Annotated in this window: 6 protein-coding genes and 1 pseudogene; 6 read left to right on the plus strand and 1 reads right to left on the minus strand. The window is 37.7% G+C overall.

The annotated features are described in order from the left end of the window. The first annotated feature begins 71 nt into the window (after positions 1 to 71). Entirely contained in the window at positions 72 to 3,086 is a 3,015-nt protein-coding gene (locus CGC47_RS08890; RefSeq protein WP_041999723.1) for an Ig-like domain-containing protein, read from the plus strand. Positions 3,087 to 3,096: 10 nt separating this feature from the next. Further along, positions 3,097 to 4,533, plus strand: coding sequence for a PorP/SprF family type IX secretion system membrane protein (locus tag CGC47_RS08895; RefSeq protein ID WP_052456106.1), 1,437 nt, complete (start codon positions 3,097 to 3,099; stop codon positions 4,531 to 4,533). Between the two features lie 326 nt (positions 4,534 to 4,859). On the opposite strand, the pseudogene CGC47_RS11000 reads toward CGC47_RS08895, so the two are convergent. After that, positions 4,860 to 4,961 (minus strand): annotated as a pseudogene (locus tag CGC47_RS11000) (IS1 family transposase); the annotation flags it as partial. Between the two features lie 260 nt (positions 4,962 to 5,221). Here CGC47_RS11000 and CGC47_RS08900 point away from each other — a divergent pair. The 4 genes from CGC47_RS08900 (at position 5,222) to CGC47_RS08915 (ending at position 15,906) form a co-directional block, all read left to right on the plus strand. Further along, complete coding sequence (locus CGC47_RS08900) at positions 5,222 to 5,617, plus strand: ISAs1 family transposase (RefSeq protein WP_232779656.1); 396 nt, start codon at positions 5,222 to 5,224, stop codon at positions 5,615 to 5,617. Positions 5,618 to 5,780: 163 nt separating this feature from the next. Next, positions 5,781 to 6,233 (plus strand): 6-carboxytetrahydropterin synthase QueD, encoded by a 453-nt coding sequence (queD, locus tag CGC47_RS08905; protein ID WP_041999725.1) that lies wholly within the window; start codon positions 5,781 to 5,783, stop codon positions 6,231 to 6,233. Positions 6,234 to 6,325: 92 nt separating this feature from the next. Then, complete coding sequence (locus tag CGC47_RS08910) at positions 6,326 to 7,090, plus strand: UDP-2,3-diacylglucosamine diphosphatase (protein ID WP_095900261.1); 765 nt, start codon at positions 6,326 to 6,328, stop codon at positions 7,088 to 7,090. A 245-nt stretch (positions 7,091 to 7,335) separates the two neighbouring features. Next, positions 7,336 to 15,906 (plus strand): T9SS type B sorting domain-containing protein, encoded by an 8,571-nt coding sequence (locus CGC47_RS08915; protein WP_114626114.1) that lies wholly within the window; start codon positions 7,336 to 7,338, stop codon positions 15,904 to 15,906. Positions 15,907 to 15,952: the final 46 nt, after the last annotated feature.

The following is a 15,952-nucleotide window of genomic DNA, read 5'->3' on the forward strand; positions in this document are numbered from 1 at the left end:
ACTATATTACATTGGGTGTGAATCATCCGAAAATTTGTATTACACTAACTACTAAAATAATACTCAACAAGATGAAATTATCTGTAAGAAATATATTTACACTACTTCTGATTTTTATCGCAGGTAGTATATATTCACAGGGGTTAAGCGGACTAACCTTAGAGTTTAATGCCGCTTGTGTTTCTCAAAGTCATAATACCTTTACTGCTAAATTCAAGTGGACCCCTCCAATGCCCAACGGAAGTAACCAATACATTTTAGAATTATCCGATGAAACTGGAAATTTTTCCAACCCTAAAATATTAGGAACTTATACCGATAGAAACAACCAATTGGAACCCAAAGTGACTTTTCAGTTTCCTAAAGAGGTACACGGTAATGCATATAAAATAAGAGTACGAAGTACGTATCCTGCACATTCGGTTGAAAGTACATCATTCTCAGCCTACTTTTTAGAAATAAATACACCGCTTGTTCTCAATGGAGGGCATTCCGACGAAACACTTTGTCCTGGACACAGCAAAACCATCTCGGTGGACAAACAAAGAGCAAAAGCCTACCGTTGGTATAAAAACAACCAACTTATTGCTAATGAAAAAGGACATTCTTTAGTGGTTTCACAAGCAGGAACTTACTATGCTGAAGTTGATTATGGTGATTATTGCTCCAATTCAGCCTCAACCCGCTCCAATAACGTTGTTTTTAGCGCCGCTGGTACTTCAGGACTTACCATAAGCGGAACTCCAGCTGACGCAATCATCTGTAAAGGAAATAGCTACACAATGACAGCTAGCGTACAAAACGCAACTGCTACCTACAAATGGTTTCGCAACGGAACGCAGATTTCTTCCGGAGTTGGAATGTATTCTTTCACCACTGCCAATACTACCTCCGCAGCAGGAATTTATCACGTAGAAATGTTCTCTGGCCAAGGATGTTCCGAATTGTCTAACAAAATAGAAGTACGTTTTAAAGATAGTTTTTTGGCTAACATTTCTTCTGAGGAAGGTAACGTTATCCTACCTGGGAAAACGAAAAATTTATCGGTAACCACTACCGCTCCCTCGCCTACCTACCAATGGTACAAAAACGATGTTGAAATCGTAGGAGCAAACGGAGCTTCTTACACAGCTAATCAAGCGGGAAAATACCACGCAAAGGTTACCCAAAGTGGTGATTGCGCCAACTCGGTGAATACACAAGTTATTACTTTGGTCAACCCTGATAAATACACGGTTACTATTGATTATAAAACCCCTTATACTGATTGTACTTATGACAAAATAGCTTTAGTGGTCAAATCCATTGTTGCCTCCAAAGGAAGTGATAAATTTAATATTCCTGCTTCCGATTATAATTTATTTACCTACCAATGGCTTAAAGATGAGACTGTTTTTCCTTCTTCATCCACTTCCGAAGTTTTAGTGTCATCAATTGCTAACAATGGAAGATACACATTGCAATTGGGGCTTTCAGGGGCTTCTGGAGTTAGTTTTCCACGCTCAAACGAATTAACAGTACAATTAGCTGATGGTGATTATGTTAAATTAAATAATGGCGATCAAGCACTGCAATTCTGTAGCGAAAAACACCTTCTAAAAGCCAGTGTTGAAGACGCTAATGCCACCTATACTTGGTTCAAAGACGGAGTTTCTATCAAGGAAGAAAAGGGAGGATATCAGCTTGAAATTTCAGAAACGGGGCTTTATCACGTGCAAATAACTACCTCTGGCGATTGTAAAGCATCATCAAACTTTGTATATGCCGAGAAAAAAGAAGTATTTGCCAATTGGATAAATCAAAACACTCAAAAACAAGCTTTTTTAAGCTACAAAACTTATCATTTAGGAATATCACACAATATGACCAACCCTACCATACAATGGTATCGTAACAATATGCCTATTACAGGCGAAAATCAGCCAAATTACACTGTAAATCAACCTGGTAGTTATCACGTAGAACTTACGGAAGTAGGCGGATGCGGAGCAACCATCAGAACCACTCCTAAACAATTTGTGGCACCTATCGGATTTAATGCTGTTATCGGTTATCGAGAAAGTCAAAATGCTTGTGGCGGAACAGAAGTCACTATGGAACTCCAAAAATTAGAAGCCATTCTTTCCAAAACTACCGACACTCAAGAAACGGTGTTGATTCCTGCAAATGAGTACGAAAAATTTGATTTACAATGGGTTAAAAACGATGTCCCTGAAGCAGGACAGAAAGCACCTCAAATTACGATACATAAACCCGCTACGGGCGTAGTTTCTGACAATTATAGTTTAAATGTAGGGTACGGTACCATCATTGTAAACTCAAATCAGTTATCTGTTTCATTCATCACCATTCCTGATGTTACAATTTCTTCGGGAGCAAGTCACGTACTTTGCGATGGCTCTGATTTAATCCTGAAATCATCTTTAACTTCAAGCACTTACAACTATCAATGGTACAGAAACAACGAATTGATAAACGGAGCTACCTCATTCGAACTCAAAGTTACTGAGCCAGGTGGTTATCACGTAAAAGTTTCCAGCGGAGGATGTTCTAAAATTTCAGAAACAGCCAATGTTACTAACTTTAGTACTGATGTAGTTACCGTTGATGTAGATGTTACTAAAACCGTGAACATTACAGGAACTGACGGCGTAAAAGTAACAGCTTCAGGAGCAGATACTTATCTTTGGGTAGCTCCCGATGGCACCGTAGTGAGTAATGAAGCTGTTGTAATTCTAAAAGAAACAGGAAAATACATTTTAACAGCAACTGTAGGCGGATGTAAAACAACAATTATCTTAAATGCACAGGCAATCATTATTAATGATATCCCGAACGTGGTTACTCCTAATGGTGATGGCTCAAACGACACTTGGGCAATCCCTAGTACCTATTCAAATCGAGACTATGTAAAAGTGACTATATATTCCCCAGAAGGAAAAGTAGAACTTTCAACCACAAATTACAAAAACGATTGGCCTAAAAACTATACCAAAGATTTAAATAAAAGAGCATTGGTTTATTTATATGTAATTGAAATAGACGGTAAAGTTGAAAAACAAGGAACCATTTCAGTGCTCAAATAAATTATAACTTATGAATAAATACTACATTATATTATTCCTCTTTTTGACAAAATGGTCTCTTATATCGGCACAGCAAAAAGGAGGACATTACTTTCCGTATGAAATGCCTGGACATTCTGCGGTGAAATTCAATTCCTTTTTGATGAATCCCGCTTTTGCCATTATGAGCCCAAAGGAAACTAATATTGCTCTTTATCATCGAAATCAATGGCTCGGACATCAAAACCATTTCACTACTTATGGGGTTTCCTACGGAAAAAAATGGTCTTTGCAGAATATGGCTAATGGTATGCTTTTTCAAAAGAAAGCAGGGGTTTTTACCAACTACGGAATCATCGGGAATTACATTCATCAAATTGAGATTAGTGATGAAAATTACCTTCGCTTAGGGGTAAATACGATGATTGGTATGAGTGGGCTAAACCGAAATGATATTATTGTAAATCAGCATAACGACCCCATTTTAGATAACATTTCTAACACCGGAATGGTGAACATACAACCTGGTTTTGACATCAATTTCGGAAACATCCATTTTGGGATAAATGCAGAAAATTTAATTGATTATGCTTTCTCTGCAAGCGAAATGGCAGTGCCGTTTCAAGAGAAATCATTGGTAGGGCATTTTATGTATCGTCACGAAATTTTGAGTGGATATGGAATGCTTGAAGATGCTGTTTTTTCAACAATGCTTCGAGCTCGTAGAACTTCCGAAAACTTTCAATTAGGTGCAAATGCCGTTTTAGATATGCCTAATTTAGGCTGGATTTATGCTGGATATGACCGAAAATACGGTATCTTTGGCGGACTGGGCTTTCACGTAGGAGCCAATTTTAGTGCTAGTTTCGGTTACGAGCAAGGCATTGGTACCTTTGCCAACAATTTAGGTGGATCTTACGAAGTTGTACTAGCATATCAGTTCGGAGGAGAGCGCCACGAGAGAGCAAAACAACTCAAAGAAAAAGTGAAAGCTAAAGAGCGTGAAATTGAGTTAGCTAAAGAAAAGGCGCGTAGAGAATCTGAGCGTCCTAAAGTTCAAAAAGAGGAAAAACCTGTAACCCCAGAGGCTCCAAAAACAGCGGAGGTGGAAAAACCTAAACCTCCAGTTATTGAGAAGCCTAAGGAAGTTGATCCTCTAAAAGAAGCGGAAGTACGCTTGAACGTTCGTGAAGACAAAGTTGCTGGAGATAAGATTAGTGCAGGTTACTACGTAATTGTAAGTGTTTTCCGTGACAAACGTAATGCATTCCGATACATACAACGTCTGCAAAGCAAAGGTATAAAAGCATTAGGCTTTGTAAATCCACAAACTAATATGACCTACGTTTATCTGAATGCACCTTTCAGCTCCCTTGATGATGCTGGAAACTTAATGATAAACAACGGGTTACCTGCTGTTGGGGAAAGCGATAATGGTATCTGGATTTTGAAAGTATCCAAGCCTTAACAATACACCTAATAACAAAAAGATTCCTAAACTTTTAGGAATCTTTTTGTTATACTAGGATCAAGACAAAATAGCGAACAAAATCACTAACAGCACTGTCAATACTTTTAACTATTTTACAACTCTAACATTCACTTGTATTCATTGATTTTTAACATATTGTACTGTTTTATTTGTAGGATTTATTCAAAATTTTAATTACTTTTTCAGGGGAATCATTTAGGATAATAAAATCCTCATTCAACTCCAATAAGTACCTTTTTTCGAATTTATTTTATGATTTCAATAACATATTATTCTTAACTCTGATAATATTTTTGGAATTGTTAAATTATTATATTTAATTGATTATTTAGCTTCAAAAATAAAAGTTTCAAGGAATTTTCTAACATTGTTTTTGACTTCGAGTAACATTTTTCTTTTCTTTTAAGAGCCTGTTTAAAAAAGATATTACAAAAATTCGTATTGAGAATTTTTATAAAAACAAAAAAATGATTGTCAGCTGTTGATATTAAATATTTTTTCGTAACTTTTGGTGAATAAACAATTATGTTACGATGAAAAATTATCCAACAGATATCACTGACAATCAGTGGCAATTTATAAAAAAAACTTTGAATTTCAATGAAAAAAAGCGAAAACATGATTTAAGAATGGAAATACAGAGCTTTACATTGTAAGTGCTTGGGTGAGCGAAAACGAACTTTGTATCGGACAGAAAAAAGTAGCAGATAAATCCAATGAGATAACGGCTATTCCTGAAATCATCAATAGTTTAGATATTGAAAATTCGGTAGTTAGCATTGATGCGATGGGCTGTCAGAAAGAAATAGCATCTTTAATTATGGCGAAAAAAGGGCATTATTTCCTGTCCTTAAAATCGGTGTTGCTTGACGAAAATTTATCGGTTTGGGCGGGGTTGAAAACCCTGATTCAAATTGAATCCGAAAGGTGTTTAGGTGCTGATATTCAGAAAGAAATGAGATATTATATCAGCAGTGAAGAGGGCTTATCGGCGGATTATTTCAATGAATTAGTTCGTGGGAACGAAGACTCAAAGCCACCTACAATACAGATTACCTAAAAGAAATTATTCAAAATTTTTCATGCGCTTGACCTATTAAGTTTGAAATCACATAGAGACATAGAAAAACTATGTTCTTGTGGTTTCAATTATAATCCCTCTAAATTTTGGAAACGTCACTTGATTTTTTTTAGTAATTTTGCATATTGATTATATACAATACATGAGTACAATACGCATTACTAAAAAGTTTGAATTTGAGGCGGGACACGCTTTGTATGGTTACGACGGAAAGTGTAAAAATCTGCACGGACATAGCTATAAGTTGCACGTTACCGTAGTTGGTAAGCCTATAAACGACCCCAATAATGTAAAATACGGAATGGTGATTGATTTTGGTGATTTGAAACGCATCGTGAAGCAGGAAATTATTGATGAATTTGACCACGCGATGATTTTCAATGCCAATTCACCACATTTGGAGTTGGCAAACGAACTTAAAGCCAAAGGACATTATATTATTTTGGTGGATTATCAGCCTACAAGTGAAAATTTGGTTGCTGATTTTGCCAATCGTATCAAAAGATATTTACCCGAAAATGTAACTTTATTTTCGCTTCGTTTGCAAGAAACTGAAAGTTCATACGCTGAATGGTTTGCTTCGGACAATTTGTGATAGATTATAGACATTAGGCAATAAGCTGTTATTGTTAATTTCTTTCTCTTATAACTTGTAACTTGGATTTTTTCCCTATTATACTTAAAACTTTGAACTTACAACTTCAACCAGATAAAAAAATTTATTTCGCTTCTGACAATCATTTGGGGGCACCTGATTTCGTGGCAAGTCGTCAGCGGGAATTAGCTTTTGTGAATTGGCTTGACCAGATTGAAGCAGATGCAGGAGCGATTTTTCTGTTGGGTGATTTATTCGACTTTTGGTTCGAATATAAAACGGTTGTTCCAAAAGGGTTTGTACGCGTTTTGGGGAAATTGGCATCCCTAACCGATAAAGGAATTCCGATTTACTTTTTTGTTGGAAATCACGATTTATGGATGAACGATTATTTCCAAAAAGAATTGAATATTCCTGTTTTTCACAAACCGCTGGAGTTTGAGTCTTGCGGTAAATGCTTTCTGGTGGGGCACGGCGACGGACTCGGACCAGGCGACAAGGGTTTTAAACGGATGAAAAAAGTGTTTACCAATCCAGTAGCAAAATGGTTTTTCCGATGGCTACATCCTGATATTGGGGTGCGACTGGCACAACACCTTTCGGTAAAAAATAAGTTAATTTCAGGAGATGAAGACGTGAAATTCTTAGGAGAAGATAACGAATGGTTGGTGCAATACTGCAAACGCAAGTTAAAAACCAAACATTATGATTATTTTCTTTTCGGACATCGGCATTTGCCAATGGAGATTGAGCTTTCGAGTCATTCCAAGTACATAAACACAGGCGATTGGATTCACTATTTTACTTATGCCGTTTTTGACGGAAAAGAAGTTGTATTGGTGAATTGTAAAGAATAGAAATAAAGTTAAAATTGAGTTAAAAAAATAAATACTTGTTTATCTGACTTTTGTCATATTTTTTTGTTTGTATTTGTTTTATCCGCTGACTATCAGTGGATTTTTTTTGTTTTTAGATTTGTTTTTCCTCTTTTAGAATTGCAAGGCAAATAATGAAAACCAATTAAATTATAAAATAAAATGTGAAAACGTCAATTTTGCTCATTTTTAGTGTTAAATTTGCCGCCAAAATATAAGTAAGAAAAATGAGAAAATTACTAATGAAAAACTATGATGTTGTAACGCGATGTAGCGTTCGTATCCTGATGGTTGTAGCGATGTTCTTTACTACAACGATAGGCTTTTCGCAGAGTCCTCCTACATCTTATGCGGTGTTGGTGGGAGAAACCGACCCGCCACAGCCCAGTGTTTGTGGGGATGCTGGTGAGTATGTGGTTGAATTGATTCTAGGTAATACTGCTTCCAATGATGCTACTTTGGAAATTACTTTGCCTAATGATTTTGAGTATGAAGATGGCTCAATTCAAGCAAATGTGGGGAGTGCTACTTTTCAATCAAGATCAGGTAATAAAGTAATACTTAAACTAAATGTACCTGCTACATCAACAACTAGTCCTAAGATGAGTATAAGGTTTAGAGCAAGAACCCTTTGTGGTGCAATTGCCACTACAGTACAGGGGGCTACTAAACCTAAGATTTTATATAGGCTCATAGGGGTGGGAACTGAACAGATAAAAAGTAGTAAAGACATTAACGTACTGTATGCTGCATTGCAAACCAGTATTACTCCTTCTGCCGTGAACCTACCCTCTGGGGAACAAGTAGAGCGTACCATCGATTTACGTAACGGAGGTAATGGTACCATCAAAAGTTTTAGAATAAAAACTACTTTGGGAGCGGGTTTGCAAATAGTAAGTTCCGATACTTCACCTGCCACAGATTGGACGGTAAGTGATGATGGTGCCGGTACGTATGAGTTTAGTGGGGGTGTGTTGGCACCAGGGCAAACGGTAAGTATCAAACAAACAGTGCGTTTACAAGGTTGTACTGATTTCTCTAGTTCTTACACTGCGACTTACGGGTGTGATGCTTTGGCTTCGTGTGATTATCCTGAAATAAATGCTGCTACAGAAACCCCTGCTATTTCGTTAGACAATACTAAGAAACCGATTTTAGAGATTATTCACGTAGGGGCTGATGGTAATCCACTCACAGTAGCTAAAAATGGAGGCTTGTGCTTGGACACAGATATCTATCATTACATCAAAATTGAAAATAAAGGTCAAGGTGTTGCAAAAGATCTTATTTTTACTATCGAAACTTCCACTGGTGATCGTTTTGGCTCTACTTATTTTATAGAGAACAGTTACGAAATGGCAGATGACCATGCATTTACTCAAAATGTAGAAACGCCTATACTAACGGCTCCTATGGCAGGAGACGGTTACAAGTGGAAAGCGGAATGGGGAGGTCGTTTTGGGACCACAGGAAAACATTGGCTTTATGAGATGAGATTGCGTGATATACCTGCGGGCGGTGCATTATATGTACGTGTAAAATCCCGTAATAATTCTGCTACAGTAGGGTGTGCTACTACACCTGCTAATTTAGCATATGGATATATTGTTTCAAAAGTGAGATATAGCAATGCTAATCAATGCGTAACCTCTGCACCTGTAACTACAAATCAAACACCAATAAATGTTGGACAAGAAATTGATTTTAGAGGATTTAATGAGGCTAGTGTTTCTGTAGAAGGAGGAAAAGTTTATAATGGTTCTTTTAACGTTAATAGGGTATTAGCTACTTGGAATGGACTTAAAAAAGACGATTATTTTGATATTGTTTTACAACTCTCACCTTCGTTTACTAACATACAAGAAAGTTCTCTTAAACTTTTTACAAATACAGGAGTTCCAGTAAATCCTAGCGAGGTTATTACAAATGGCAATGAGGTGCGTTTTCGATTTAAATATCAGAATGATATTAAACCATACGATAACAAAGTATGGTCAGGTGCTGACTTCAGTATTAATGGGTTGAAGATTAAATTTGACGCTACCTATAATTGTGGTACAACAGTAGGAGGGGATGAAGCGTGGTACAAATTAAATATGGAACTTAAAAGAACCGAGTCTTGTGGTACCTCATTTACAATGCCAACTCGCTGCATTAAAGTTGACTTAACACCTTATGGGTGTTCTTCTGGATGTGCCGATGGGTTTGTACGTGAAATTCCTACAATTGAGCGTACCGTTTATGGTTTTGAGCCCACCGATCCTGATAATCAAGGAGTGCCTAAGTACGATGGTTCGGGAAATCTTATTCCTATAAATCCCGATACCTATACAAGAACTTTACAAAAATCTTCTTTCCATATTGGAGATAGAATCCGATTTAAACAAAGTGGTAAGGTTAACAAAACGACTGCTGATCAATGGACTCAGGGTCAGTTTTCTTTTCCGATGCCTGAAAATTTACATGCTGATGCAGATCCTTTGACTATCATTGATCCACAAAGTGTTATTTTAACTCTTCAACGTGCTGGTGCAACCTATACGGCAACGGCTTTAGGTCTTATTCAGACGGGTAATAAAACCATTACCGTTAATTTTGATATTCCGACTTTACAAGCCAAAGGATTTCCTCCTTCTATTGCAGATTTTCAGAATGGAGACGTTCTTACAATCTCAATGGATATGACTCCTAATAAATTTGGTCATACAAGTCAAGGACAGAAATTGTTTTATCCTAATTTCAAATTGATTCATAACGGAGCGGATGTAGTTTGTGGACCTCCAGGTATTGCTAATAGCTATTATGGAATTACTCGGTTTGGTTTACATGTGGTCCCTAATCAGGATCAATACCCAACGTATCGTCAAATATTGGAGTGTGAACGAGGATCCCAATCGTATTTTTATTTTGATACATTTATGAATGAGATACTTACCACTAATGCAATGTTTCCTAATGAGCACCGAACTTTCTTACGTCCTAAAAAAATATGGTTTAATGTACCTAAAGGACTTATTTTGACAGGAGTCAAATTGCGATTAGATGGACAAGGTAGTGCCAATTTTTCAGACACTCATATCGATATAGACGCAGATAATGGTGATGGTAATGATGCCGAAGTTACCGATAATACCAATTATGGGTTTGATTTGGAAAAGGCGTTACGTACCCTTATAAACAATAAAGTAGGTCACGGAGACAAACCTTTGCATATTGACGAGGGTTACCGTATATTCATTGTTCCAGAGGTAAAACTTAATTGTTACTCTGGAGAAGCAGAAGTGCTATCTATGGAAATGGAACTTGAGGGTACAGGGCATTCGGTAAACCATTCTGGATTTACGCATTTTAATCAGACTAATATACGAACCATTAGACGAGAAATAAAATATCTTGCAGACAACGATAAAATAACAACTACAGTAGCTCAGCCTAATTATGTCGGGAATACGAATGAGGTACGTTGGGTAGTACAAGTAGCGAATAGTTCTACTTTCCATAAATTTACCAATTTGTGGATAGCATCAACCGATATGGAAATCACTTCGGTACAAGAAGTTACTGACGCTACGGGCAATACTCTTATAGGAATTACACCGACAAAAGAGCCTTCTGGTATTTTTAAATTGGATAAATTAGAACCTACTAAAACCCGTTATTTCTTAGTAACGGCTAACGTTCCTGAGTGTGGCACTGGCAACAAAAATATTTTGTTTGGACAAGGTTGTGAGGGCTATCCGAATGCTATTGATGCTGACTCACCCTGTGTTAAGAAGTTGCCTGTAAAATACACAAAAACCGAAGCGGCATTTCAAGTGAAAATTATAAGCCAACCACCTGCAGATACTCGTCCGAAATTATGTGACCAAATTGAGTACGATATTGAAGTCAATAATTCCGGAGCAGGTTTGGCAAAAGATATCACATTGAACATTCCATTAGGAACTGATCAAGGATTATTCTTTGTTCCTGGAAGTGCCCATATTTCTCAAAAATATACAACAGGAACGCAAAATACTACTGGAAGTTGGGCAAATGCTAACGTAACAAGTGCTAATGATATTATAACTATCAGTTTAGGAGATAACACTTTGTCAAGTGGGGAAAAGATCCGTGTACGTTTTAAGGTACAGACCACGAATGATTGTAAATTTGCGAGTCATCAAAAATTACAATTTATACCTAAGGGGAAAAACTTCTGTGGTAGTGAAATAATCAATATCAACAGTGCTACTAGTGATAATTTGATTATTGAAGGAGATACTTCAAACAGACCAGTTGTGGTTATAAACCAATCTACTGCTGTGGTGACCTTTAACGAAGTAGGAGCAACAGGAAAACCATCGGCTAAATATACGTTGAAATTTAGCAATGAAGGAAGTGCTTCTAATGCGGACCCTATCAATGCTAATGCTAAATTGGCGATAAAATTACCTACTGGGTGGACTTTTAATAGCCCACAAGAAATTGTTACCAAATCTGTAGGAAAATTAGAATACGAAGGCTTACAAGATGATTTCTACGTATATAAGCTACTTACACCTGTAATCAAAGGACAATTTTTAGAATTGAATGATGTATCTATGGAATTTACGGGAATATTTCCTTGTAATATCGCTCAAGATATACATACAGAGTTATACTATGTGATAGATGCTGGTGTATTTGGCTCAAGTTGTTCACCAACTCCCAGTTGTAACTTGAAAACGATTATAGTTGAGCGTAAGATGCCTCTAGAAATTAGCCTACCTAAAGCAAACTTAAAAGCAGGTGCCAATACTGAATTCTGCGGAACTAAAACCGTTGCCGATTTAAGCAATCTGATAGAGCAAAATGCGAATTTGGCTTGGTACACTACTGCTACGGGCGGAACAGCTTTAGCATCAACTCATCAAATTACATCCACAACTTATTACGTAGCGCTTAAAGATGCGTTAACAGGTTGTGAAAGTGCTGAACGTTTGGCGGTTTCAGTTACTATCAAAGAACAATCGGAAAGAGGACACATAACTAAGACAGAAGATGCTTTCTGTAATGTAAATTCTGTAACGGTAGCTCAATTGAAATCATACATAAATAATCAAGGTGAAGATGGTGAGATTAAAATATATGAAATAGACCCTGTTACACAAGCACCTACCACGTTAAAAACAGATGCAGATCAGCTGACAGCAGGGCAGATGTACGCTTACACACGTACTCAAGTAGGAAAATGTGAAAGTGTGTATAATCATATTACCCTTACCATTGGTAAATCGGCTACCCCTGCTGCTCTTACAGAGACTTTATGTGGTGCTATTTCGGTAGATAACTTAAAAGCGAAGTTTGTTGTACCTGTTGGAGCAGTAATAAAGGTATATTTAGGAACTTCTGAGGTTACTTCGGGTGATTTGATGGCAGGATTCTATCAGGTATCAGTTGTTGAAAATGGCAAATGTGAGAGTAACAAACAAAATGTAATAATTCATACCTCTGCTGATGTACCTACTTTCACTATTGTGAACAAAGATTGTACGACATTGGGTAGTGTTACAATTTCAAATTATAACGGAATTAACACCTATGAGTTTAGTGATACAGCATTGACCATGGATGATACTACTGGAAAAATCACTGGCTTTGTTTATGGTCAAGCGTACACAGTTACGGTAACTGCCGCAGGAGGATGTCAAGCACAGGCAACTTTTACAGTTAATGATACTTGCGTGATTGATGCCGTTGATGATACCTTTGCTCCTGTTAGTGGTACTGTTGGCGGAGAGGCAGGTAATGTGCTTTCTGATAACGGAAATGGTAAGGATAAATTAGGTAGTGAAGATGCTACAACTTCGAATGTTCAGATAAGTGTAGTAACACCTGCTGGTACAGGAAATGTACCTCAGTTAGATACTACAACAGGTAAAGTAACCGTACCTGCGGGTACTCCTGCTGGAACTTATACGATAGTTTACAAAATATGTGATAACAATAATCTTAGTAATTGTGATACGGCAACGGCAACCATATTGGTTAGTACTATAAAGGCTGAAGATGATGATATGAGTGGTTCGCCAGTAAATGGGTCGGTAGGAAATCCGAATGTTGTAAACGTACTGACGAATGATATTTTTGATGGTGTACCTAATATCCTAATTTCAAAGGTGAAGCTCACTGTAATTTCTCAAGCAACGCCAATAGGAAGTACTACGAATGTGCCAACTCTTGATTCAGCAACAGGAGATGTGAGTGTGCCAACAGGTACCCCAGCCGGAACTTATACAATTACTTATGAAATTTGTATTTCGGGTACGACTATTTGTGATACAGCCACAGCAACGGTTGTAGTTACAGCACAGCTTATAAAGGCCCAAGATGATACTTTTGCTCCTATTGCAGGAGTTACAGGAGGAACAGCAGGTAATGTACTTTTTGATAATGGAAAAGGTGCTGATATGTTAGGCGGTAATCCTGTGACAGTTACTGATGTTACGATTTCAGAGGTTACTCCAGCCACACCGATTAATGGTGGTAATGTACCTAGTTTGAATATAGCTACAGGAGAGGTTACTGTACCGGCAAATACTCCAGCAGGGACTTATAGTATAGTGTATCAAATTTGTGAGAAATTAAATCCATCGAATTGTAGTACAGCAACAGCAACGGTTGTAGTTACAGCTCAGGATATAGTCGCCCAAGATGATACTTTTGCTCCTATTGCAGGAGTTACAGGAGGAACTGTAGGTAATGTACTTTCTGATAATGGAAAAGGTGCTGATATGTTAGGTGGTAATCCAGCGACAGTTACTAATGTTACGATTTCAGAGGTTACTCCAGCCACACCGATTAATGGTGGTAATGTACCTAGTTTGAATAAAGGTACAGGAGAGGTTACTGTACCAGCAAATACTCCAGCAGGGACTTATAGTATAGTATATCAAATTTGTGAGAAATTAAATCCATCGAATTGTGATACAGCCACAGCAACGGTTGTGGTAAGTCCAGCAGATTTGGAGGCAGTTCCAGATGACTTTAGCGCAACACCAATTCGTGGAACTGATGGAGGAAAAACATCAAGTGTTCTAACCAATGACAAGTTGAATGGAACTCCGTTAAATCCTTCTGATGTTACGCTTACTTGGGGAACTATTCCGAGTGGATTTACACCAAATGCAGACGGAACCATTACCGTAGTGCCAAATACCCCAGCAGGTACATATACTCTGACTTACACAATTTGTGAGAAATTAAATCCATCGAACTGTAAGACAACTACTGTTAAGGTAGTTGTAGTTCCAGATGTAATAGAGGCACAAGATGATACTTTTGCTCCTATTGCAGGAGTTACAGGAGGAACAGCAGGTAATGTACTTTCTGATAATGGAAAAGGTGCTGATATGTTAGGGGTTAATCCTGCGACAGTTACTGATGTTACGATTTCAGAGGTTACTCCAGCCACACCGATTAACGGTGGTAATGTACCTAGTTTGAATATAGCTACAGGAGAGGTTACTGTACCGGCAAATACTCCAGCAGGGACTTATAGTATAGTATATCAAATTTGTGAGAAATTAAATTCATCGAATTGTGATACAGCCACAGCAACGGTTGTGGTAAGTCCAGCAGATTTGGAGGCAGTTCCAGATGACTTTACCGCAACACCAATTGGTGGAACTGATGGAGGAAAAACATCAAGTGTTCTAACCAATGACAAGTTGAATGGAACTCCGTTAAATCCTTCTGATGTTACGCTTACTTGGGGAACTATTCCGAGTGGATTTACACCAAATGCAGACGGAACCATTACTGTAGTGCCAAATACCCCAGCAGGTACATATACTCTGACTTACACAATCTGTGAGGTTTTAAATCCATCGAATTGTAAGACAACCACGGTTACGGTATTAGTAACAGCATCGCCAATTGTGGCAAATGATGATGACTATACAATGTACCCAATATATACAACCATCGGAGGAACCGTAAGTACATCTGTGTTGGTAAATGATACATTTGAAGGAGTGACAGCAACTTTAGGAACAGTTACCATTTCAAATCCTACCACACCAAATACGAACATAAACATTGATCCTGCCAGTGGAATGGTTGTGGTTTTACCAAACACGCCAGTGGGTACATACACACTAACTTACACAATTTGTGAAAAAGGAAATCCAACAAATTGTAGTAATCAAGCCAATGTAATAGTAGTGGTTTTAGATGTTCCGAAGGCAAGTGATGATTCTGCAACTACAGAAATAAATACACCTGTAGTGGTAAATATTTTGGAAAACGACCAGAATATCCCAGCAATAGGAAAAGTATCTGTGGTGAGTGGTCCATCACAAGGCAGCGTACAAGTGAACGATGGAGGTACACCAAATGACCCATCTGATGATACAGTTACTTATACACCAAATCTAGGTTTTGTAGGTACCGATTCTTTTGTGTACGAACTTTGTGACGCAGCGGGTAATTGTGCGAGTGCTACGGTTACAATTGAAGTGGTAGCAGGAGGAGACATCACACCTTACAATGCGATTTCTATCAATGATGATGGTTCAAATGATGTATTCTATATCAAAGGAATTGAAGGATATCCAAACAATACTGTGCGTATTTACAATCGTTGGGGTGTTAAGGTGTTTGAAGCCCACGGTTATAATAACACCACAAAAGCCTTTAGAGGAATTTCTAATGGTCGAGTAACGGTAGATGTGGATAAAAAACTTCCGCAAGGCACGTACTACTATGTATTGGAATACACCGATGCTTCAAATCAAACGCATAGTGAGGCGGGTTGGTTGTACATTAAGCGATAGTTTTTATATATAAGCATAAGCCGGATGTTTTTTCATTCGGCTTTGC

Origin of the sequence: Capnocytophaga canimorsus (assembly GCF_002302565.1) — a bacterium.
GTDB lineage: Bacteria > Bacteroidota > Bacteroidia > Flavobacteriales > Flavobacteriaceae > Capnocytophaga > Capnocytophaga canimorsus.